Genomic DNA, 21,217 nt, shown 5'->3' on the forward strand with positions numbered 1-21,217 from the left:
TCGCTGCAGAAAATTCGATCGGGAGCCAACGGAATTGATCTTGCTTTTAATATTGAACGGGTGAACTGGTGAAATGCTGGCCATACTAAACAAAATCGGAGAAATTATTGCCCGCTGGTGGTCGGATTTTACCCTCCAGACCCGCCTGATGGCCGCTGCTACCCTCGTAGTGTCGTTAATTATGAGTGGCCTCACCTTCTGGGCCGTGAATACTATCCAGCAAGACGCGCGACTTAACGATACTCGCTACGGCCGCGACCTCGGCCTGCTGTTGGCGGCAAATGTGGCGCCGCTGATTGCCAAAAACGATCGCTCCGAAGTAGCCCGCTTTTCCCGCCAATTTTACAGCAGCACCTTCAGTGTCCGCTATATGCTTTACGCAGACGAAGCGGGGGATATTTTCCTGGGGATACCCTTTTCGGAATCCGAGGTGGAAACTTCCCTGACGCTGCGCCGCCAGATCAAACTTCCCGATAATTTTATCGCCGATATTGAGGCGAGAAATTTAACTTCTTTGCCTTTGGTGCGCCAGCATTTGACGCCAGATGGAGAAGTTACCGATGTATTTGTGCCGTTAATTCATGAAGACAAATATTTGGGAGTTTTGGCGATCGGCATTAACCCAAATCCCGCAGCAGTGATCTCTTCAAATCTGACTAGGGATGTCACTTTAGCAGTATTTGTCACTATTTGGGTGATGGTAATTTTGGGGGCTGTATTTAATGCCCTGACAATTACTCAGCCGATCAAACAATTAGTCTTCGGGGTCAAAAACATTGCCAGCGGTAATTTTAAGCAGCGAGTTGACCTGCCTTTAGGGGGAGAATTGGGCGAGTTGATCGGCAGTTTTAATGAAATGGCCCAGAAACTCGAAAGTTATGAAGAACAAAATATTGAAGAGCTGACAGCGGAAAAAGCTAAGTTAGAAACTTTGGTTTCAACGATTGCTGATGGCGCGCTTTTATTAAACGCAAATTTGCAGGTTATTTTAGTTAATCCGACGGGGATGCGGATTTTTGGATGGCAAGGCAAAAAAGCGATCGGAGTAAATGTTCTGAACATTTTGCCTTCGGAAGTGCAGCAGGAGTTGGCGAGACCGTTGCAGGAAATAGCTGCGGGCGATCGCGAAGGCGGCGAATTTCGCATCTCTATGAGCGAACCCGTTAACCGTACAATTCGGATTGTTTTAACTACAGTCATTCTGCACAAAGCGCCCGGTGCCGAACCGCTGTGCAAAAGCTGCATCCGCCATGAGGAAGATACCTGTACCGAGCCACAACGCCCGGTAGCTGTAGAGTGTACTTTCTACGAGCAAACCTCCAAGCATCAAGGTTCTGGAAATTACCGAGAAAGTCTCAAAGGCATTGCAATGACCGTGCAGGACATCACTCGGGAAGTAGAACTCAATGAGGCTAAAAGCAATTTTATCAGCAATGTTTCTCACGAATTGAGAACGCCTTTATTTAATATCAAATCTTTTATCGAGACTCTCCACGAGTACGGAGAAGACCTTCTAGAAAGCGAGCGCAGGGAATTCCTAGAAATTGCCAATCGAGAAACCGATCGACTAACTCGTTTAGTTAACGACGTGTTAGACTTGTCGCGACTGGAATCCTGCCGAGTTTATCACTTGGAGGCTGTTGACCTCCCGCAAGCTGTGGAACAAACCCTGCGGACTTATCAGTTAAATGCTAAGGATAAAGGCATTGAATTAGAGCAAGAAGTTGACCCGTATTTGCCGCCTGCTTTAGGTCATTACGATTTGTTACTGCAAGTATTTGCAAATTTAGTAGGAAATGCCTTAAAATTTACTCAGTCCGGCGGCAAGGTGGCCATTCGAGCGTATTTGCTAGAGCCGGAGGCGCCCACCCACAAAGACGGTCAATCCGTCAACCACAACTTGTCACCGGATGCCAAACATTTTCCGGTAGTGCGGATCGAAATTTCTGATACTGGAATTGGCATAGATCCTGAAGACCAACAAGCAATATTCGATCGCTTTTTCCGGGTAGAAAACCGAGTACACACTTTAGAAGGAACCGGATTAGGTCTTTCTATTGTCAGAAACATTATTGACAAGCACCACACTAAAATTAATTTAGTTAGCGAAGTTAATGTTGGTACGACTTTCTGGTTCGACTTGGCAGTTTATCAGCCGAAACAAACACTAGAGATGGAAAATTCTTGGCCCGTGGAAGCAACTGTGGAGAGTGAAACAAGTTCGAGTCATCTTATATCGATTCCGGTTGCACCGGAATGATTGTTGACTGTTGACTGTTGACTGTTGACTGTTGATTAGGAATCAAGAAGAAAGCAGATTAGTTAGATTGGGATTTTTTAACCGCAGATATTAGCCGAGGGACACAGATGAAGACCGATGATTTTATCTGTGTTTATCGGCGTTTATCTGCGGTTAAACCTAGATTCCTATTGTTTCCGGTAGATGGGGTTCTAATTACCTCAAGACTTAAGAAATAGTCTTTCGAGCGCGTTCCGAGCGCTCTTCTGCGGTATCCATAACATCCGCCATTTTATCCACCATTTCCCCTGGGTAATTTTCCAGTACCCGAGTAGAAAGTGAAATCCGGCCACGACTTTCATCGAGGTCAAGCACGATCGCTTTCAGGGGTTGACCGGGAGCAAACACCTTTCCAAGGTTATCAATATATTTTTGGCTAACTTGCTTGATGTGCAGCAAACCGCTAACTCCTTCCAAGTCCACAAACACGCCAAAAGGCTTGATGCTGCTGACTTTTCCTTCCACCAACTGACCAATTTGCAAATCCTTGAAGGCATTCGATTGAGTGGCCATCCGCTGGGAAAGTACGAGTTTTTCTCGTTCGCGATCGACCTCCAAAAAATTAACGCTCAAAGATTGACCGATCAGCGATTCTAGGTTATCGCGTTCCACTAAGTGCGATCGGGGAATAAAACCGCGCATTCCCTGAACATCTACTGTCACGCCGCCTTTATTCGCCCCAGAAACCCGCACCTGAAGAACTTTACCGGTTTCCTGCAATTCAATTAGATCTTCCCAAGCTTGCTGAATTTGTAACTGCCGCAGGGACAAGGTAACTTGGCCATCTGCATCTTGTTCGCGGATAATCAAAAAGTCCCGTTCCTCGTCCAGCGGAACCACTTCCGACAAATCCGTTACTGTTCTCAAAGCAGCCTCTTCGATCGGCAAAAAAGCCGAAGACTTGCCGCCGATATCAACATACGCGCCGTTTGAGTCGTACTCGAACACTTTGCCGCGCACTACTTGTCCCTTCTGGAACTCGTAATTGTGCTGTTCGAGGGCTTTAGCAAAATCATCCATTGAAAAGGATGCTTTTGCGCTTTGAGAACCTGTAGATTTGGAATTCATGTCAGTTTAGTTGTCAGTTGTCAGTAATTTAGTTGCCAGTCGTCAGTAGAAAAAATTTTCCCACTCTCCCCATCTCCCTATCTCCCCATCTCCCACTCTCTAAGCTGGTTGAAGTTGCTGATGAAATAGCTGCTTCACCTGCACCCACGAGTCGGCTGCTGCCGTAGCGTCGTAACTGCCGCGGTGGTCGCAGAAGAAGCCGTGATCGGCATTGTAGCGGAAAATTTGGTGAGAAATACTGTGTTTTTGCAATTCTGCGGCGATTTGGTCAACTTGTTCTAAGGGAATGCTGGGGTCTTGAGTGCCAAAAAAGGCGTAGAGAGTGCCTTTAATGTCTGCTGTGCGGGCGATCGTCGGGGTTCCGCCCCCGGGGGTTTGGGTGGCGATACCGGCGCCGTAGAACGACGCTGTAGCCTTGATTTCTGGCAAAGTAGCGGCGAGGTAGGCGACGTGTCCTCCAAAGCAGAAACCAATGCAGCCAAAACCTTCTGGTTTGACAGAGGGTAGAGTTTTGAGGTAATCGATGGTGGCTTGGATATCGCTGAGAAGTTCGGATGCTGTGGTTTTTTCTTTGTATTCTCTGCCGATTTGAATGGCTTCGGGTGTGTAGCCGGTTTCAAAGCCGGGGGCTTGACGCTGGTAAATGGCTGGGGCGATCGCCACGTATCCTTCTTTTGCTATTCTTTCAGTAACTTCGCGGATGTGCGAGTTGACGCCAAAGATTTCTTGAATTACGATAACTGCGGGAAATTGCCCTGGGGAGGTTGGCTGGGCTAGGTATGCAGCTATTTGTAAATCCCCGTTAGGAACTGTGATGTTTTCGGTGCTAATTTCGGCTTTTGTCATAGGTAGTTTTAAGGTAAATGCCACTCTACTGATTTTAAGTTAATTTGGGGAATTTTTAGGCAATTCACCAATAATATTTTTCGGAACCGCAAAGCGCAAATACCGCAAATATGGCAGGTAAAAATTCGCTATTTATTGAAGGTTTAGGTTTTGCTGAATAGGTCGGGTTCGATCGCTCCCAGCAATTAATTGGGGTAAAATATCGGTAAAATATAAGTTTTGGTCTGTGATTGGCTCTAACATAGATTTTGATAAGCTTAGGGTTGAGAAGATTTTATCTGGCTTGTTCGTGAGATTTTTCAGATAAGTGTCTAACTCGATTAGCTGTTAAATATGAGCTATTTTTTTACTCTATCGGAGTAGTTTTTAAATCCCTTTGCTTTTTTGTGGGCGGAATCGTTGTGTTTTTTTGGCTAATTTTAAGTAGTCTTTTAGGGCTATATTGCGGTAGGTTGTTGGTTTTTCCTTGAGCTTCCCTTTATGGGCAGTGGATGTAGTACAGTGTGTTTGAGTGTGCTGAATTGAGTGAGACTGAGTATGGTAATTTACGATGGCCACGCCGAACAAAGTTATCCAACCACTTGAGGAGATTGATTCCGGCTAGGACTCAAATCTAAGTTACGATCGCCACGCCGAACCAAGTCATCGAACCAGTTGAGGAGATGGATGCAGGCTAGGATTCAAGTCTAAGTTACGATCGCCCTGCCGAACAAAGTCATCGAACCCAAGGAAGACTGTATTTTGTTTTTTCCGCTGTGCGCTTGCTGTCAGACTAAGATCGAACGTATTGGTGGCGTAGAGCCCGTTGAGCGCAGAATATTTTTTGCTTAGTTTGCGTCAATGGGTAGCTGTTAAAATCGGAGTATCAAATTTGTCGGCTCAAACTCATCTGCAGCAAGAGTTTGATGCCCCTCGTGTGAAAAAAAATTGAAGGAAAGTCTGAAAGCTTTACAGGATAAGGTTTTGGAGTGAGTATGGAAACTCGGGTATTGACAAGCCGAAGGCTGGAATGGTACTTTTCTTTTAGATGAACGCAACTGCACCTTGAAAACCAAATACACCCTGGCTTCTGGAACGGGCGGCCGGAAAAAACCTAAAACCCTATCAGGGATTGAAACATTCAAGCAATGCTTGATAACGGCTTCTTTGTCCCCGCCGGAAAAAACCTAAAATCCTATCAGGGATTGAAACTCAATATTCCAGCCGAAATTCTTCTTTGCGTACTGCCGCCGGAAAAAACCTAAAACCCTATCAGGGATTGAAACGCCCGCAGCAGCGAAGCTTGCAGGGCAATTTGAGGCCGGAAAAAACCTAAAACCCTATCAGGGATTGAAACGATTTGTTTGTACCGCTCCAGGGCTTTCTTTTCTAATCGCCGGAAAAAACCTAAAACCCTATCAGGGATTGAAACCCACATCATCACTCTTTTGTTTTTGATGGTCGCGCCGGAAAAAACCTAAAACCCTATCAGGGATTGAAACAAAATCCCCGACAGTGTAAAGCCGCTGCGGCGTCAGCCCTAAGCCGGAAAAAACCTAAAACCCTATCAGGGATTGAAACCAAGAAAGCCACCAAATCTCAAATCAAAATCCGCGGCCGGAAAAAACCTAAAACCCTATCAGGGATTGAAACTAATTCTAGTCGGTTTGTAAGCAAAGTGTATGGAACGCCGGAAAAAACCTAAAACCCTATCAGGGATTGAAACTATGGCCCGCCCCCCGGCCGCGACTTGCCGCTTGCTGGCCGGAAAAAACCTAAAACCCTATCAGGGATTGAAACGCTGATAAATTGGATGCCGACTTGGGTAGTCTTGCCAGCCGAAAAAAACCTAAAACCCTATCAGGGATTGAAACATTAATTTTTTCTTGATTGCTACGTTGTCGCCTAGCGCCGAAAAAAACCTAAAACCCTATCAGGGATTGAAACACATCGAACAATTCGTGAATCATTAGTGTAAAGAAATTTGCCAAAAAAAACCTAAAACCCTATCAGGGATTGAAACGCACCCAAAGATTTAATCAGAAACCATTGCTTAGAACGCCGAAAAAAACCTAAAACCCTATCAGGGATTGAAACTGACACCCTCACTTACAGCCCTCCTGTACTGAGAGGATAGCCGAAAAAAACCTAAAACCCTATCAGGGATTGAAACGCCGCTTCTCAAGGCACGAACCAGAGCGATCGTAAATGCCCAAAAAAACCTAAAACCCTATCAGGGATTGAAACGGTATGGGCGCTGAGTAAGTTTGATAAATCCCAGTTGCCGAAAAAAACCTAAAACCCTATCAGGGATTGAAACAAGTTTGGCAACAGCTTCCCTCAATTGGGTTAAAAGCCGAAAAAAACCTAAAACCCTATCAGGGATTGAAACCCATCAATATATCATGCAGATCTTCGCGACCTGAGCGAGCCGAAAAAAACCTAAAACCCTATCAGGGATTGAAACAAAAGGCTCATTTTTTCCCGTTCAGATTCATCACCTTGCCGAAAAAAACCTAAAACCCTATCAGGGATTGAAACTATTCCCTAGATTTTGGCCGCTTGGATGATGAGCGCCGAAAAAAACCTAAAACCCTATCAGGGATTGAAACTTGGGAATGGAAAGTGCGAACTCAATTTATGGGCGAGCCGGAAAAAACCTAAAACCCTATCAGGGATTGAAACGATCGCGCTGAATATGTGCGACAGTATACTAAAGCGCCGGAAAAAACCTAAAACCCTATCAGGGATTGAAACGGAGATACTACCGAAAGAAATTGCGAGAGCGTCAAGCCGGAAAAAACCTAAAACCCTATCAGGGATTGAAACGCACCAGCAATGTCAAAAGGTCAACGGACTAGAACGCCGGAAAAAACCTAAAACCCTATCAGGGATTGAAACGGCACTTCAATTACTGCGATATTTACCGGAATCGCCGGAAAAAACCTAAAACCCTATCAGGGATTGAAACGTATTAGCTCCTCTGAGTGCGCTCGCACAAACGCCGGAAAAAAGCCGGAAAAAACCTAAAACCCTATCAGGGATTGAAACATGAGACGCGGGATTGGTCAACTGATTACCGAGGGCCGCCGGAAAAAACCTAAAACCCTATCAGGGATTGAAACATTCAAAAAGGAAATAAAGTGAAAAGAAAATCTGTAGGCCGGAAAAAACCTAAAACCCTATCAGGGATTGAAACAAACCCTTTAAACGCAAAACGGGGAGCAAAAGCTGCCGGAAAAAACCTAAAACCCTATCAGGGATTGAAACATCGACAGCATTTACCTCCTTCCAGTATGGGAACTCCCGCCGGAAAAAACCTAAAACCCTATCAGGGATTGAAACTTGGAGCCACTTTGTTGATGAAAACGGCGCTATCGGCCGGAAAAAACCTAAAACCCGATCTACGGCTTGAAACGTCCAAACTACAAAATTATGGGCTCAAAAATAGACCTCTCCTCTCTCTTTTTATCTCCTCCCATAACCTCAAGCAATCGATCGACTACACGCCTCCAAGTAAAATTTTCAGCCACAAAAGCCGGGCCCGCAACCCTCGCTTTCGCAGCGATTCCAGGCTGTTCGATCGCCCCTTGCATCAAATCAGTCAAATGTTCCCACTCAGGAGCTAAGATAAACAAGGTTTCCCCGTCACTCGCCACAGCCGTAAATTTACTCTCAATCCGCAGTGCAAAGTTCGATCGCGTAAAATCATCCGTAGGGCCGCCCTCCGTGCAAATAACCGGCAAACCGCAAGCTGCAGCTTCCAACACCGGCAGATTAAAACCTTCTGCCAAATAAGGAGAAACATAAACATCTGCTGCTTGGTAAAACTCTGCTATTTGAGCAAAAGATAGCTGGCTACCCGTATAAATTAATCTCGGTAAAACCCTCGCTCTTTCCGCATCGTTGAGCACAACTCGGCAGGCTTCCGCAATCTCGTCTCTCGACGGATAAAGCAGTTCTGAACCTTTTAAAACTAATCTCGCATCTGGATATTTGTCAACTACCGCAGCGAAGGCTTTTAATAAAGGGCGAATACCTTTGCGATCCGTTTGCCCTCCGATGTTTAAAAATATAAAATAGTTTGACCAGCCTAAACTTTGGCGCAGCGATTGACGCCGATCGCCCGCAGCAGGATAATAAATCTGAGGATCGACTCCCAAAGGTACAACCGCAATGCGATCGGCCTCCACACCGCTGCGAATTAAGCCGGCTTTTGACCAAGCTGAAGGTGTAATAATTTTCGTTTCTGAGTTAACGGGGGTTTGGGCGATCGACTTAACACCCATCGCCTGTAATACTGTACTGGTAACAATCCCCCATTCTGTCGCTGCAAATACCCAAGTTTGAGCGCTGCTGGATGCCGAGAAGTCCCACGGGCAGTACATTCGCAGGGTAACATCGGCTGACTGATTTACCGCAGGGGTCTTAATGCTGCGAAGTAAAGTTTCATTTGGGCGATCGAACAAACTAATTTTCGTCTCCCAAGCTGCGTCAATGTAAGGCATATCGCGGTGGAAAAGCTCAATTTGGCTTCGCGGGCGAGCGAGCATTTCCAGCAGTTGAAATTGATTGGCTACGCAATAGGAATGATAAATAAAACGCCAGCCTTCAACAATAATCTGCAATTCAAAACTCCCGCTTTTGGAATTAAAAATTCACCTAATAATCAGAAATTGGTAATTAATAATTAGCCAGCAGAAATCACCAATTACCAATTACTAATTACCAATTCCTTACTTAATCACTTGCCAATCCATAATCCGCCACTGTCCCTCTTGACGGATCAAGTCGTAGCGCACCCGCAGGTTTTCATTGCGGGAAGAAACGAGCTGAGATCGATCGAACACCTCGGCTTTTTCCCCTACTTGGGCTTCTACTTGAGCGCGATCGGGATTAGTCGGATTCGTCTTAACTCCATTAACTTGCAGCTTGTGTACGTAACGCTGGTGCGCGTTGTTTCGCTGTTGAGCTTCTGCCATCAATTGCCAGCGAGACAAAGCCGGTTCTGTCAGAACTTGCTTTAATTCTTCGACAGCGTGATTGGGGCCCAAAGCCGCTGCTTTCGCCGACAGCCAGCTTTGAACTATTTGTCCGGCTGATTCCTCAGTGATTTCTCCCGACACTGCGCCTGCAGCGCTCGGCTCTGGGGCCGCGGCCAAGGCAGGGATTTCTAGGGGCGGTTCTTCCAGGCGGACAAGGGCTTGCTCTCCTCGCAGGGGGCCCGATAGGGCTTGCATGGCGCTAGCCAACAGACTGAGTATTAACCACAGGAGTAACAGACTCAGGAGACCTGCGGCTAGAAACAAAGCCAGCCTTTTTGGAGGCATGGACTTGACTTGGGCGGTAAGTTCTGCTGCCTTGGTGCGCGCCCGATCGACCAAATCGCCCTTTAGCCCATTGCCGCTTGCTCCGCTGCGCCCTGAATGTTGGCGTCTGCGTTGTTTGGAAGTCGAGTCTGCAGGGTGTGGCACTGTAGCTATCGGGATAGAGACGGCCGCAGCAGCGGGGCTCGGCGCGGCCACCGTTGCTTGGGATTTAGCGCCCGAGGCTGCGGTGGAAGCCTCGCCCGGTACGGCGGTCAAGGTGACGGTACTGGCTCCCTGCTTGGCTGCCGGTGGCTGTGCGGGTATGGCAGCGGGCGATCGGCCTGCTGCCGGTTGCAGTCGCCCTGGGACTTTGCCGGATCGGGGCTGCACGACGACCCATTCGTTGGCGGTTTCTGCATCCTGCGGCAAAGCTTCTAGGTAAGCTTGTACTTTCGGGTCGGCAAAGTAGTCTTTCAAGGACACTGACTCGTTGGCCAAGTCGCGGAAGTGGGGAAACACTTCTTCTTGTAGCCAGTGTTCGGCGTACAAGCACAGTCCGGGCAACAGGTCGGGTGAATCTTGGGAATGTTCGCGAATGAAGGCCAGGGGTTCTTTTTCCGAACTGAGTTCGAGGGCTCTGCTGGCTTCTTCTGTCTGGCCCAGCAGCAGGGAACAGACGGCTTTTTCCAGGTGAACGTCTTGGCGGCGACCTAGCTGCATCAGCATCAGCTTGGCGCGACGGATCATCGATGGCTGTCTGGCGGCAAATCCTTGGGCTAACAGGGTGTAGACCGAGAGGTAAGTGGCGACTGCGGAGGGGCGGCCGGCTTCGGCTTCAAATAGCGCCTGCTGCTCGCTGCTGGTTAGGTGTTTACGCATTTGCTGCACGAACCGGAGGAAGTCTTCTATTCCTAAACCCGATCGATCGTCTCCCGAACCGTCGATACCGCCTCGTTCTTGAAGCATTTCTCGCAGGATTTGCAGTCCCTTGCGACGCTCGTCAACTTTTTCTTCCGGGAGTGATAATAGCTCTAAAATGTTGTACGGACGGAGTTTGTATATGTCGGCTTGCATTTCACCCCTCACGCTTGCAAATAGGCTTTCGCGCAGCAGCAATTCTTGACCTGCTTCTAATGATTTTGCGGCATTTTCGTACTGACCTTGCTGCCACTGTTCGCGGCCGAGTTCTAGACAGGCAAGGCTGACAGTTAAAACTATATCTGGCCTCACGAGCTGGGGGTCGCCGAAACGACCTTCTGCGATCGCGATGCTGCCATTGTTAAGATACGGGCGACCCAGCTTCTGTACGAGTTCGTATTCCCCCAGTTCTTGCAGTATGAGCAGGGCTCCTACGAATTGGTTGTCATCGATTTCAATACTTGGAGTGTGGGGGTCGGGAGCAGCCTCTAAAGCCTTGGACTCTGGCGGATCACTTTCTCCTGCGTCTTGCAGGAAGGTGGCCGTGCCTGCTGAGGTTTTTGACCTCTGGTGCTTGGCTTCCTGTGCGGCTTCCGACTCTCGATCGTAAGTTTTGGCTAAAAAACTGGCATCGTAAGCTTTGCGCCCCTCTGAGTCTGACAGAACGGCGCAGGCTTCATCGAGCAGTTGTTTGCGGGCGACGATCGCAACTTCAGAATACTCCCTGCGCGGAAGCTGTAAAGTTCGATCGCGGTGAGCCTGCTGCAACTGTTCGGCAGTAGCTTGAATCGGTAGACCCAAAATCCGGTAGTAATCTAGTGGAATTAACACTCGTCCACTTCCCCAAAGCGCTAGCAACTGAATTAGCCTATCTTAAGTGAGATACTCCCGCAAACCAAATCAAAAATTCTGGTGTTGGCTTCCAACCGCCCAATTCACGGTATCTTGGACTTGTCGTAGAGATACTCTGACTTTTTTCCCTCTACAGCGTTTTACAGTGAGGAAAATGCCTTGCCCCACTGCCCGTCAGCTAAATGAGTTGTTTGACTCTTGAGCATTTTCGGGTTTGAGAGTAATGGAATTATATCATTCGTTGGCATCGGGTTTAGATGGGACTTGGTTCTCGGACTCCTGGCCATCCGCCCCGCCTGCCAAACTCATTTTAACAATTGGTGAACTGCTGCACAGAAAACGATCGATCGTTTTCTGCTGCGGTTGTGTCCCATCTGGGTTTAAATTTAGATGTCTAGGAAGCCGATCGTCGGGTATTAATTATTTATGGTTCAGGAACGGACTTTACCAGTTTTTGACGCGCAAAGCGTAAACATTTCTCGGGATGAGGGCTTGATGCTCTACGAGGATATGGTCTTGGGGCGCTATTTTGAGGACAAGTGTGCTGAGATGTACTACCGGGGCAAAATGTTTGGTTTTGTCCACTTGTACAACGGTCAGGAAGCTGTCTCTACTGGCGTGATTCGATCGATGCGCCGGGATGACACTGATTACGTCAGCAGCACCTACCGCGATCACGTTCACGCTTTGAGCGCGGGCGTCCCGGCGCGGGAGGTAATGGCGGAGTTGTTCGGGAAGGAAACTGGTTGCTCGAAGGGCCGCGGCGGTTCGATGCACATGTTTTCGGCCGAACACCGACTGTTGGGAGGTTATGCTTTTGTGGCTGAGGGGATTCCTGTAGCTACGGGGGCGGCTTTTCAATCGAAGTACCGCCGCGAAGCTTTGGGGGATGAGAGTTCCGATGGCGTAACTGCTTGTTTTTTTGGCGACGGTGCTGCAAATAACGGGCAGTTTTTTGAGTGCTTGAATATGGCGGCTTTGTGGAAGTTGCCGATTATTTATGTTGTGGAAAACAACAAATGGGCGATCGGGATGGCCCACGAGCGAGCTACATCTGACCCGCTGATTTACAAGAAAGCTCATGCTTTTGGCATGGCTGGTTTTGAGGTTGACGGGATGGATGTTTTGGCGGTGCGGGAAGTGGCGAAAGAAGCTGTAGCGCGGGCGCGAGCCGGCGAGGGGCCGACTTTAATCGAGGCTTTGACTTATCGCTTTCGCGGTCATTCTTTGGCCGATCCTGATGAGTTGCGTTCTAAGGAAGAGAAAGAATTTTGGTTCCCCCGCGATCCAATTAAGAAGTTGGCTGCTGATTTGATCGATCGAACTTTGGCAACTGCTGAAGAATTGAAAGAGATCGATAATAAAATTCAAGCAGTAATTGATGATGCAGTCGATTTTGCTGAGAAAAGCGCTGAGCCAGATCCTAGCGAATTGTATCGGTTTATCTATGCAGAAGATGAGTAAGCTGTTGTGCATTTAACTTGTATGTTTAGGGCGGTCAGGATGCCCGCCCCACAAGAGTGATAGATCCGTGTAGGGACATGGCGAAAGCCTTTGTCCCTACTGCACTTCCTAAACCTGGAATACGCTGTAAGACTTACGTACAAACTCTACTTGTATGGTTGGCACTGCGAACCTTACTACCATAAATTGTGGCTAGAATCAAAGGTAGACTTTATAGACGACAAGAGGCGATATGATAAATCTCGATCGCGCTCTAACTCAAGCCAGCAAAAATATTGGTGCAGTTCGAGTCAAAGTCAAGCTAACGAATGCGATTGATGAAGAGTTAGTCAAGAGAGGATTGCTCAATCCAAATCTGTTGCGCGTGTACGAAGCAGAAGCACTCCTAGATACTGGTGCAGTACGCACAGCTATTCCTGTATAAGTCTGCGAACACCTGGGTTTAAGAATTAGGAGTCAGGAAATAGCAAAATATGCTGATGGCAGACAAGAAACAGTGGGATTAAAAGGGCCTGTTATCATTGAAATAGAAGGGCGCGAAACGATTGAGGCGGCAATGGTTTTAGGCGATATGGTGCTAATCGGTCAAACTGTGTTAGAAACTTTAGATTTGCTAGTAGATTGCAAAAATCAGCGTCTAGTTTCCAATCCCGAAAATCCCGAAAGACCTGTATTGAGAGTTTAATACTCAATCCAGCTTAAATACCTCCTTGATTTATTCTGTTCGAGTGCCGCGATCGGCATGATGGCAGCATTTTTAATCAGCACAAATTCAACGGTTTACGAAGGCTTTTAGTCGTAGAGCCATTCTTCATACTCATCTTTACAGCGCCAAGCATCAAAACAGGTAAAAGGTTCCCAAAACCAACGCAAGACTTACAATAAAATTAGGCGTTGCTTAATCAGGGTATGAAAAAAATAAGTTGAAAATTCCCAAGCTTTGTGGATACTGGTTTCTATGACTGGCATATTTAGCCTTTCATACCGTAAATCAGCAACGCCAAAATTTGATGTAGCTCAGCTTAAAAAATCGCCAAGAAGTCTCTAATAATTGTACATAAATTTTCCACTTACCTCGCACAAAATTTTGGAAAATGTAAGTTATGTATCCCTCTTTCATAATTTTTAGTTTTTCATAAAAATTCCTAAATATCAATAGAATCATAGGCGCACAGAAGCAATTGCGCCCAGACTTTTGCAAGAGGTCTAATGTATACGCCAACAGTATCTCCCGGCTTTGAAAGGAAAACATTCTTCCGATACTCTATATAGGATTTAGCTGCTATAACTTGCATGGGTTTATTTTGATATAACTATTGCCAGCCCTTGTTATATCCCGCAATCAACCTTCAAATACTCATACTATATCTTCAACTTTTGCCTAAACTCCTCTACGGTTGGCGTTGGTTTAATGCGATGAATCATACTATGGCAATTTGAGCATAGCACAGTAAAATCATTAAGCGGATCTACTTGAATCTTTGCCCCGCTCAAGTTGGAAATTGGAACATTATGATGAGCTTCGATGTATCCTTTGCCTATTTCTCCGTATCGAGACTCAAAATCAAAACCGCAAGCTTTGCACTCATATCCTTGCAACTCCTTAACTTTTCTAGATAACGTCTGATTTCGTTCTGTTACTCGATGAAGTCTATACTTTGTCGGATCTTCAAACCATTCTCTTTCTGCTTCATTGTTCTTAGCCTCCTTCTTCAAAGAAACCTTTTTGAACAAATCAGAATCAGCATCCTCCTTCAAAGAAACCTCTTCAAACAGGGAGAAGTAAATTTCAAGCACTTTCCTAACATCGTCTACCAACTCCTTGTCATCAGGAAGTGATTCCCTTGAATAAAACTTCGATGCTATGTTTCCTGCTTCATAAGCAAGTCCAAGCCTTCTAGAAGTAGTTTTCTTGGGGATCGAATCAAGCTGAAGATCGAGAGGTTCTGAAAATTCCCTGAGCTGGTCAGAACCAAGCTTATCTTTAAATAGTTGTGCTTGATCCCTTACCATGTCCCTCGACTTCCCAAGTCCGAACTTATTTCTTTTATCTGCTATTCCTTGATTGAGAGAAAGATAAACGCCTGAGAAGTCGGCGCGAAATAAATAAACACAGTAAAACCCCGACTGGACACTCTCAGTTACAAGATTGTTAAATATTGCTATCCAAGGAACTTTAGCCCAAGAACCATTACCTGCTGAAGCTTTTACGCTATAGATTTCTGGTAATTCTAAAGAAGCACTTATTGATTTTGGCACTACATTTCTGACATAACTAGCAAACGAATGTCCCTTGAAGTTGTCCTTACTGACCAATGGATATTCCAAAATGATTTTTTCAAGGGACTTTCTAAGCGCCATAACCCATAATTAATGTTGCATCTTTAATTTAATTATCGTGGCTCACTAGCAGCTTTCAAATATTAACCCTGGTGATAAACCAGAGGTATAACCCTTAATTATACTGGAATTGCGGTATAACATTTTATACCAGACGTTAACTGCAGCAAACAACCGTAAGATTACCAGATCGCCCATCCTGTATATCGCAGCAAATACAGCGCCACCCCCAACCCGCAAATCTCCCTTGCAGAAAGTACCACAAACGTGATACGGTATAAGCTTGTGTCCAAATAACACCAGTTCATGCCAAAACTCAAAACTCGCAAAGCAGCCGCAAAGCGCTTTAGAGCGACCGGCAGCGGTAAAATTGTGCGCCGTAAAGCTTACAAAAGCCACTTGCTACAGCACAAAAGTTCAGCTCGCAAAAGCCGTCTATCTAAGCTGGTCGTCATCGACGAGACCAACGATGCTAACGTGCGGTTAATGCTTCCATACTTGTAAAGTTTAACGGAAATTAAAGATGACACGGGTAAAACGCGGTAATGTCGCCAGAGCGCGCCGCAAAAAAATTCTCAAATTAGCCAAGGGTTTCCGAGGCGCACAGTCGAAACAGTTCCGCACAGCTAACCAACGGGTGATGCAGGCCCTGCGTAACGGTTATCGCGATCGCAAAAAACGCAAACGCGATTTCCGCCGCCTGTGGATTGCTCGGATCAATGCTGCATCGCGCCAGCACGGCACGAGCTACAGCAGACTGATCGGCAACATGAAAAAAGCCAACATCGAAATCAACCGCAAAATGCTGGCACAAATGGCGATCATTGACCCCGCAACATTCGGTAAAGTCGTGGAAATGGCTAATCGAGCCGGAGGCTGAAAGTTCGCTTGATTCTCAGAAGGCAGAAAGCAGAAGTAAGAAAGATTTAACTGTCTGCCAGAGAAGGAAAACTCCTGATAAATTTAGGAGGTTGAGACAAACTTTCCTTCTTTGTTCTTACTTCTGGGATCTTGCTTTTTCAGAAATCGCGATCGGGCCGCTCGATCGCTATTTCCTTGTTTTTTATACAGTTGCAGAGGCAGATATCAGAGATTGCTATCGCCTTAAAATAAATAAAACCTTCCACAGACCTACCTAATTTTAAGAAAAACATGGATAGTAATTTGCTCATTGTTTACCTGTCAGTCCTGCTGGCTATACTCGGCAGCACTTCCTGGTTTGTGGTGCGCCAGATTCTTAAAACTCGGAAGCTGGAAATGTCTCTGGAACGCTTAGAAAATAAGCTGACAGTAGAAAAAGGAACAGCACAGGAATACTACGAATTAGGAAGTATCTATCTAGATAAGAAGCTTTACTCCCAGGCGATCGTACTGTTTCAAAAAGCCCTGAAAGCCAAAGACTTAGAAGGCGAAGAAAATCAAGCTGTTATTTACAACGCCCTCGGTTTTGCACACTTTGGCCAAGAACAGTACGACATCGCAATCCGCCACTACAAAGAAGCCCTGAAGTTACAGCCAGGATACGTTACATCTCTCAATAATCTGGGTCACGCCTACGAGCGCAAGAAATTAACAGCTCAAGCCTTGGAAATGTACGAACAAGCTCTCGCCTGCGATCCAGACAATACCACGGCCAAACAGCGAGTAGAATCGCTCCGCAAGCGTTTGGTAATCTATAATTGAGCGCCCATGTTAGGAGCAATAGAGATCCCGCAAACCTGGTTTCATTCAGAAACCGGGTTTTTTCTTCACATAGTCCAAGATACTAAACTATCCCACACATTAATGCGTTAGTTTTTAAGAACAGGAATTCCAAGTGAAGCTCGATCGCACACCGTCCCAGCACTTTAAATTACTGTCAAGATAAAAGCAGTACCTGCAACGCCGGTCAGTTCTAAAAAATAGAAGGAGGAGAACGTAGTGACATCAATTCTCGTTGTCGAAGATTCGTGGTTGACTCGCAGGGTGATCTGCAAAATCTTGCGAGCAGAAGGATACGAGACTTGGGAAGCATCCAGCGGCCCAGAAGCTCTAGAACAGCTCGGCACTAAAACCCCAAACTGTATGCTCTTAGATCTGCTGATGCCAGAAATGGAAGGTCGGGAAGTCCTGCAAGCCATGCGCGATCGAGGATATAAAATTCCAGTGATCGTAATTACCGCAGACATCCAAGCAAGCACGCGCTCCGAGTGCATGGAACTCGGAGCCATGGCAGTCATTCACAAAATGCCCAACTCAGACGAACTAATCGGGTGGATCAAAAAAGCTCTCAGTGTCAGCGAGGAGAGCACCCAATGAAATTAAGCACTCGACAGCTCGATGCTTTGCAGGAACTCGTCAACATCGGTATCGGTCAAGCCGCAGGGGTTTTGAACGACATGATCGACTCCCCGATTCGCTTGCAAATCCCCTACCTTCAAATCCTGACTCCCATCGACGTGGAAGAAGAGTTAGAGCAACACCTCAACGGCGAGCAAATCGCCGCTGTCCAGCTCAAATTCACAGGCTCCTTTGGAGGCATTGCCCAGCTAGTCTTTCCCACCAACAGCGCTGCCCTGCTGGTGACAATGCTTACAGGGGAAGAAGTGGGAACTCACGATCTCGATTCAGTCAAAATTGGTACGCTGAGTGAAGTGGGAAATATTGTAATTAATGGGGTCATGGGTGCAATCAGCAACGTACTTCAGCAGCGCCTGAACTACTCAATTCCCACTTATAGCGAAGGGACGATTGCTAATTTGCTGATATCTGGCGGTTTAGCTACTGATACAGTTGTTTTATTAGCCCAGACCAGTTTCATGATTGAAAGGCTTCACATTGAAGGAGATATCATTCTTATTTTCAATGTTAATTCCTTTGACACCTTGTTGACTGCTATCAATCAACTTGCCGGGGGTCTATGATTGAGGAGAGCAAAAGTATTAAGGAAAAGTTTGGGGTTCTCGACAGCGTACCAGTCGGCGCCTGCTTGCTGCAAGATGATTTTGTGGTGCTGTTTTGGAACACTTGTCTGGAAGAGTGGACTAAAATTCCCCGCAGCCAAATATTGGGAACAAAGATCACAACCCATTTTCCTCACCTGAGTCAGTTAAAGTATGCCACTCGCTTCAAGCAAATCTTTGCAGGAGGCCCGCCAACAATTTTTTCTTCTCAAATTCACAAACACCTGATTCCGGCAACTTGGCAAGACGGCCAGCAGCGAATTCAGCAAACTACTGTGACTGCTGTGCCGGCCCAAGAGGCTGGCATAGAAGAACAGGAAATCAGAGACTGGATTCTCCGTAGTATTGAGTTGGAATCAGACGGTACTGTCGGAGTCGGATCGCCAAGAAGTGCTTTTTTGTCTAGGGAATCTGCACCCTCAGCTTCGTCATCAATATGGCCGGGGGTCAATTCCCCATCGTTTTACGCGCTGCTGGTGATTCAAGACGTGACCGACCTCACCCACCGCATCCAAGCTTACCGCACAATGCGGGATCAAGCTTTGGAAGAAGTGCAAGTGCGCCAGCGGGTGGAGGAAGAATTGCGATCGAGTCAGCATTTCATCCAGCAGATTGCTGACGCGGCGCCTTATTTGCTGTACATCTACGATTTGACCGAACAGCGAAACGTCTACGTCAACGGTCAAGCTTCTAAATTGCTGGGTTACACTCCCCAAGAAATTTTACAGATGCAAACTGCTTTGTATTCCAGTTTGGTGTACCCAGAAGATTTGCCCAAGCTCAAAGCCCACCAGCAAAAATTTCCCTCGACCCAAGACGGGCATATTTTGGAATTGGAGTATCGGCTCAAACATCGATCGGGCGAATGGCGCTGGTTTCGCTGCCGCGACCAAGTTTTCGCCCGCACAGCCGACGGCTGCCCCAAACAAATTTTCGGCACCGCTCAAGATATCACCGAGTACAAGCGGGCAGAAGAGGCGCTGCGACAGCAGAACGAACGAGAACTGCTGATGGCGACGATTACTCAGCACATCCGCCAGTCTTTGGATTTGGGCGAAGTGCTCAGCACGACAGTGACAGAAGTGCGTCACTTCCTTCAGGCCGATCGAGTGATGATCGTCCGCTTCAACCCCTGTACCGCCAGTCTCTGCGCCGGCCCGGCGACGGGGGCGGTGACAGTGGAATCTGTAGCTCCCAACTGCCCGCCGATGTTGGGGGAAACCCTGGAAAATTTCTGTTTTGACCAGTTCTATATCGAAGCGTACCAACATCGAGCTATCCGACCGATCGCTGATGTTTTGGCCGCCGATATGCCGCAATATCAAATTGACTTGCTCGCACAATTCGCGGTGAGAGCTTATTTGGTAGTGCCTTTAGTGCAAGGAGACGAGTTGTGGGGGCTGCTGATGGCCCACCAGTGCAGTCCCCGGCAGTGGATGCAGTTGGAAGTAGAGTTGCTGTCTTCTCTGGCCACGCAGTTGGCGATCGCCATCAAGCAAGCAGAACTCTACCAGCAGTTGCAAGCGGCCAACCTCAAGTTAGAGCGCTTGGCAACTTTAGACGAACTCACGCAGCTAGCAAACCGCCGCCGATTCGATCAGTATTTAGAAATGGAGTGGCGCAGACAAGCCCGGGAACAAACGCCTCTGTCCCTGATTCTCTGCGATATTGATTCTTTTAAAAGTTACAACGATACCTACGGGCACCCAGGGGGAGACGAATGTTTGCGGCAAGTCGCCGCGGCGATCGGCAATGCAGTCGGTCGCCCCGCCGATTTAGTAGCTCGGTACGGAGGCGAAGAATTTGCCGTTATTTTGCCAAATACCGCGATTCAAGGCGCCGTGATGGTAGCCGAACACATACAGCTTAAAATCGCAGCTTTGCAGCTTCCTCACGCTGGTTCTCAAGTGAGCCCGTACGTCACTATGAGTCTGGGCGTAGCGAGTATTGTTCCTGCATCTGAATCGGGAGCCGAAATTCTGATTGCCGCAGCCGACCAAGCGCTTTATCAAGCTAAACGACTTGGGCGCGCTCGTATCCAACTTTACCAGCCCGATCCTGCTGGCAAGGCGAATGGGACAGGCACTTCGATACTTCCTGTAGATTTTTCTATATCCAACACTAATTTACCCTCTCCCACTAGCGCTTGACGAATTGCAATATTTGTTGATTCCGAGTAGTTATACCACTCCGCCAAAAAAATGCCACTGTAAGCCCGCGATCCAAACCCCGATCTCCCTCTTCTGTCACTTTCCGGATTAAAGAAGTAAGAAATAAGCCCGATCAAACAGAAGAATAAAAGGGTGGGAATTGATTTATTGTATCAATTAAATCGTTGAACCCAAGCAATAAATTAGGATAAGCAAATATTGGTAACCAAGGATAAATCCACCCAAATAGAAGGATGGGTTGGATAAGCTGTTGTGCATTTAAACCGTGCTACAATAATTACCCTTGTTTGGGATTTTTCGTCCCCATTTAATAATCAACTCTCCTTCATTTAAGAGGCGATGTAATAAATACTCTCGTTTTTCACTTGATGTAAACAGTCGATTAGCAAGGTATTCTTTTGTTGAAGGTCGCACCAATTCAATTAAGTTATAGTCGCGACTAGATTACGGAAGGAATTATCAATGAATATTAGGCATTTCTGTGTCAATTTTTTTGAGGTACTCTTCTTTCTTATGAAAACAGACCTTCAATGACGATACAGCACTTGACGATGTTATGAGGTACAATTGATAATTGGAATATTTGATAGCCAAAGCGTAGGAAATCCTATTCCCTCGACCTGGGATTAAAAATAGTGACAGCACACTTAGTAGAAAAGATGTCAAGCGAGAAAAGTAGCCAGTCGGTTTGGTGTTACTAAAAGTCGGGTTCAAAAACTGGTCAAGCAACAACAAACTGAGGGAAACTTACTTCCAAAAAAGAGGGGAAAATCCAGATTCAGCCATTTGACTGACTAATGCAGAAGCAGAAGTCAGAGTATGCTTTAGCCGAGTATCCCGATGCTAATGCAGGTTGAATTATCTGAATTATTGCTACAGCGAACGGGAAATTGGGTGAGTCGGACGGCAGTGTGTCGGTAGGCGACAAAAATTAGGACTCAATCGTAAAAAAGTAAGGATTCAGGTAAAAAATAGTGAGAGTGAGAGCCGAGAAATATGGTAATGTAGTCAGATGAGCGAAAAATCAGA

At 46.7% G+C, this 21,217-nt stretch carries 15 protein-coding genes and 1 CRISPR repeat array; of the genes, 10 read left to right on the forward strand and 5 right to left on the reverse strand.

Going from position 1 to position 21,217, the window contains the following annotated elements; all coding sequences use genetic code 11:
- Nucleotides 1–73 precede the first annotated feature (73 nt).
- A complete protein-coding gene (locus QUA47_RS22130) occupies nt 74–2,260 on the forward strand; it encodes an ATP-binding protein (RefSeq protein WP_333432339.1) in 2,187 nt (728 codons plus the stop codon).
- Between the two features lie 207 nt (nt 2,261–2,467).
- On the opposite strand, the gene QUA47_RS22135 is transcribed toward QUA47_RS22130, so the two are convergent.
- From QUA47_RS22135 to QUA47_RS22150, 4 genes are all read right to left on the reverse strand, one after another.
- On the reverse strand, nt 2,468–3,367 hold the full coding sequence (locus tag QUA47_RS22135; RefSeq protein WP_333432340.1) for a S1 RNA-binding domain-containing protein: 900 nt from the start codon (nt 3,365–3,367) through the stop codon (nt 2,468–2,470).
- Between the two features lie 99 nt (nt 3,368–3,466).
- Nucleotides 3,467–4,213, reverse strand: coding sequence for a dienelactone hydrolase family protein (locus QUA47_RS22140; RefSeq protein ID WP_333432341.1), 747 nt, complete (start codon nt 4,211–4,213; stop codon nt 3,467–3,469).
- 1,081 nt (nt 4,214–5,294) lie between these two features.
- Nucleotides 5,295–7,537: a CRISPR direct-repeat array (repeat unit 37 nt; unit sequence GCCGGAAAAAACCTAAAACCCTATCAGGGATTGAAAC).
- Between the two features lie 80 nt (nt 7,538–7,617).
- Nucleotides 7,618–8,820: a glycosyltransferase family 4 protein gene (locus QUA47_RS22145; RefSeq protein ID WP_333432342.1), complete on the reverse strand. Its 1,203-nt coding sequence runs from the start codon at nt 8,818–8,820 to the stop codon at nt 7,618–7,620.
- A gap of 108 nt (nt 8,821–8,928) precedes the next feature.
- A complete protein-coding gene (locus QUA47_RS22150) occupies nt 8,929–11,250 on the reverse strand; it encodes an IMS domain-containing protein (RefSeq protein WP_333432343.1) in 2,322 nt (773 codons plus the stop codon).
- Between the two features lie 447 nt (nt 11,251–11,697).
- Here QUA47_RS22150 and pdhA point away from each other — a divergent pair, with 447 nt between their 5' ends.
- The 3 genes from pdhA (at nt 11,698) to QUA47_RS22165 (ending at nt 13,420) form a co-directional block, all read left to right on the forward strand.
- The gene (gene pdhA, locus QUA47_RS22155; protein WP_333281956.1) at nt 11,698–12,735 is read left to right on the forward strand and encodes a pyruvate dehydrogenase (acetyl-transferring) E1 component subunit alpha; all 1,038 of its coding nucleotides are present in this window, start codon (nt 11,698–11,700) and stop codon (nt 12,733–12,735) included.
- 232 nt (nt 12,736–12,967) lie between these two features.
- Nucleotides 12,968–13,159 (forward strand): hypothetical protein, encoded by a 192-nt coding sequence (locus tag QUA47_RS22160; protein ID WP_333432344.1) that lies wholly within the window; start codon nt 12,968–12,970, stop codon nt 13,157–13,159.
- A gap of 72 nt (nt 13,160–13,231) precedes the next feature.
- The gene (locus QUA47_RS22165) at nt 13,232–13,420 is read left to right on the forward strand and encodes a hypothetical protein (RefSeq protein ID WP_333432345.1); all 189 of its coding nucleotides are present in this window, start codon (nt 13,232–13,234) and stop codon (nt 13,418–13,420) included.
- Between the two features lie 677 nt (nt 13,421–14,097).
- Here QUA47_RS22165 and QUA47_RS22170 read toward each other — a convergent pair.
- Complete coding sequence (locus QUA47_RS22170; protein ID WP_333432346.1) at nt 14,098–15,096, reverse strand: MrcB family domain-containing protein; 999 nt, start codon at nt 15,094–15,096, stop codon at nt 14,098–14,100.
- A gap of 285 nt (nt 15,097–15,381) precedes the next feature.
- Between QUA47_RS22170 and rpmI the strand changes: the two genes are divergently transcribed.
- The 6 genes from rpmI to QUA47_RS22200 all read left to right on the forward strand — a co-directional run bounded on the left by rpmI (nt 15,382) and on the right by QUA47_RS22200 (nt 20,167).
- Nucleotides 15,382–15,579 (forward strand): 50S ribosomal protein L35, encoded by a 198-nt coding sequence (rpmI, locus tag QUA47_RS22175; protein WP_006634164.1) that lies wholly within the window; start codon nt 15,382–15,384, stop codon nt 15,577–15,579.
- 19 nt (nt 15,580–15,598) lie between these two features.
- Nucleotides 15,599–15,955 carry a 50S ribosomal protein L20 gene (gene rplT / locus QUA47_RS22180; protein WP_190658174.1) on the forward strand — a complete coding sequence of 119 codons (357 nt, stop codon included), beginning with the start codon at nt 15,599–15,601 and terminating at the stop codon, nt 15,953–15,955.
- A 272-nt stretch (nt 15,956–16,227) separates the two neighbouring features.
- Complete coding sequence (locus QUA47_RS22185) at nt 16,228–16,758, forward strand: tetratricopeptide repeat protein (RefSeq protein WP_190658173.1); 531 nt, start codon at nt 16,228–16,230, stop codon at nt 16,756–16,758.
- A 237-nt stretch (nt 16,759–16,995) separates the two neighbouring features.
- The gene (locus QUA47_RS22190; RefSeq protein WP_190658171.1) at nt 16,996–17,373 is read left to right on the forward strand and encodes a response regulator; all 378 of its coding nucleotides are present in this window, start codon (nt 16,996–16,998) and stop codon (nt 17,371–17,373) included.
- The gene (locus QUA47_RS22195) at nt 17,370–17,978 is read left to right on the forward strand and encodes a hypothetical protein (RefSeq protein WP_006634168.1); all 609 of its coding nucleotides are present in this window, start codon (nt 17,370–17,372) and stop codon (nt 17,976–17,978) included. The genes QUA47_RS22190 and QUA47_RS22195 overlap by 4 nt, the downstream gene beginning before the upstream one ends.
- Nucleotides 17,975–20,167, forward strand: a complete 2,193-nt coding sequence (locus QUA47_RS22200) for a diguanylate cyclase domain-containing protein (protein WP_333432347.1) — start codon at nt 17,975–17,977, stop codon at nt 20,165–20,167. Before QUA47_RS22195 ends, QUA47_RS22200 begins: the two co-directional genes overlap by 4 nt.
- Nucleotides 20,168–21,217: the final 1,050 nt, after the last annotated feature.

The sequence above is a fragment of the Microcoleus sp. MON2_D5 genome, from assembly GCF_036701905.1.
Lineage (GTDB): Bacteria > Cyanobacteriota > Cyanobacteriia > Cyanobacteriales > Microcoleaceae > Microcoleus.

What these genes read in the sequence shown, in the direction of transcription:
- QUA47_RS22130 (WP_333432339.1), top strand. Translation starts at nt 74, where the DNA reads ATGCTGGCCATACTAAACAAAATCGGAGAAATTATTGCCCGCTGGTGG.
- QUA47_RS22135 (WP_333432340.1), bottom strand. Translation starts at nt 3,367, where the DNA reads ATGAATTCCAAATCTACAGGTTCTCAAAGCGCAAAAGCATCCTTTTCA.
- QUA47_RS22140 (WP_333432341.1), bottom strand. Translation starts at nt 4,213, where the DNA reads ATGACAAAAGCCGAAATTAGCACCGAAAACATCACAGTTCCTAACGGG.
- pdhA (WP_333281956.1), top strand. Translation starts at nt 11,698, where the DNA reads ATGGTTCAGGAACGGACTTTACCAGTTTTTGACGCGCAAAGCGTAAAC.
- QUA47_RS22160 (WP_333432344.1), top strand. Translation starts at nt 12,968, where the DNA reads ATGATAAATCTCGATCGCGCTCTAACTCAAGCCAGCAAAAATATTGGT.
- QUA47_RS22170 (WP_333432346.1), bottom strand. Translation starts at nt 15,096, where the DNA reads ATGGCGCTTAGAAAGTCCCTTGAAAAAATCATTTTGGAATATCCATTG.
- rpmI (WP_006634164.1), top strand. Translation starts at nt 15,382, where the DNA reads ATGCCAAAACTCAAAACTCGCAAAGCAGCCGCAAAGCGCTTTAGAGCG.
- rplT (WP_190658174.1), top strand. Translation starts at nt 15,599, where the DNA reads ATGACACGGGTAAAACGCGGTAATGTCGCCAGAGCGCGCCGCAAAAAA.
- QUA47_RS22185 (WP_190658173.1), top strand. Translation starts at nt 16,228, where the DNA reads ATGGATAGTAATTTGCTCATTGTTTACCTGTCAGTCCTGCTGGCTATA.
- QUA47_RS22195 (WP_006634168.1), top strand. Translation starts at nt 17,370, where the DNA reads ATGAAATTAAGCACTCGACAGCTCGATGCTTTGCAGGAACTCGTCAAC.
- QUA47_RS22200 (WP_333432347.1), top strand. Translation starts at nt 17,975, where the DNA reads ATGATTGAGGAGAGCAAAAGTATTAAGGAAAAGTTTGGGGTTCTCGAC.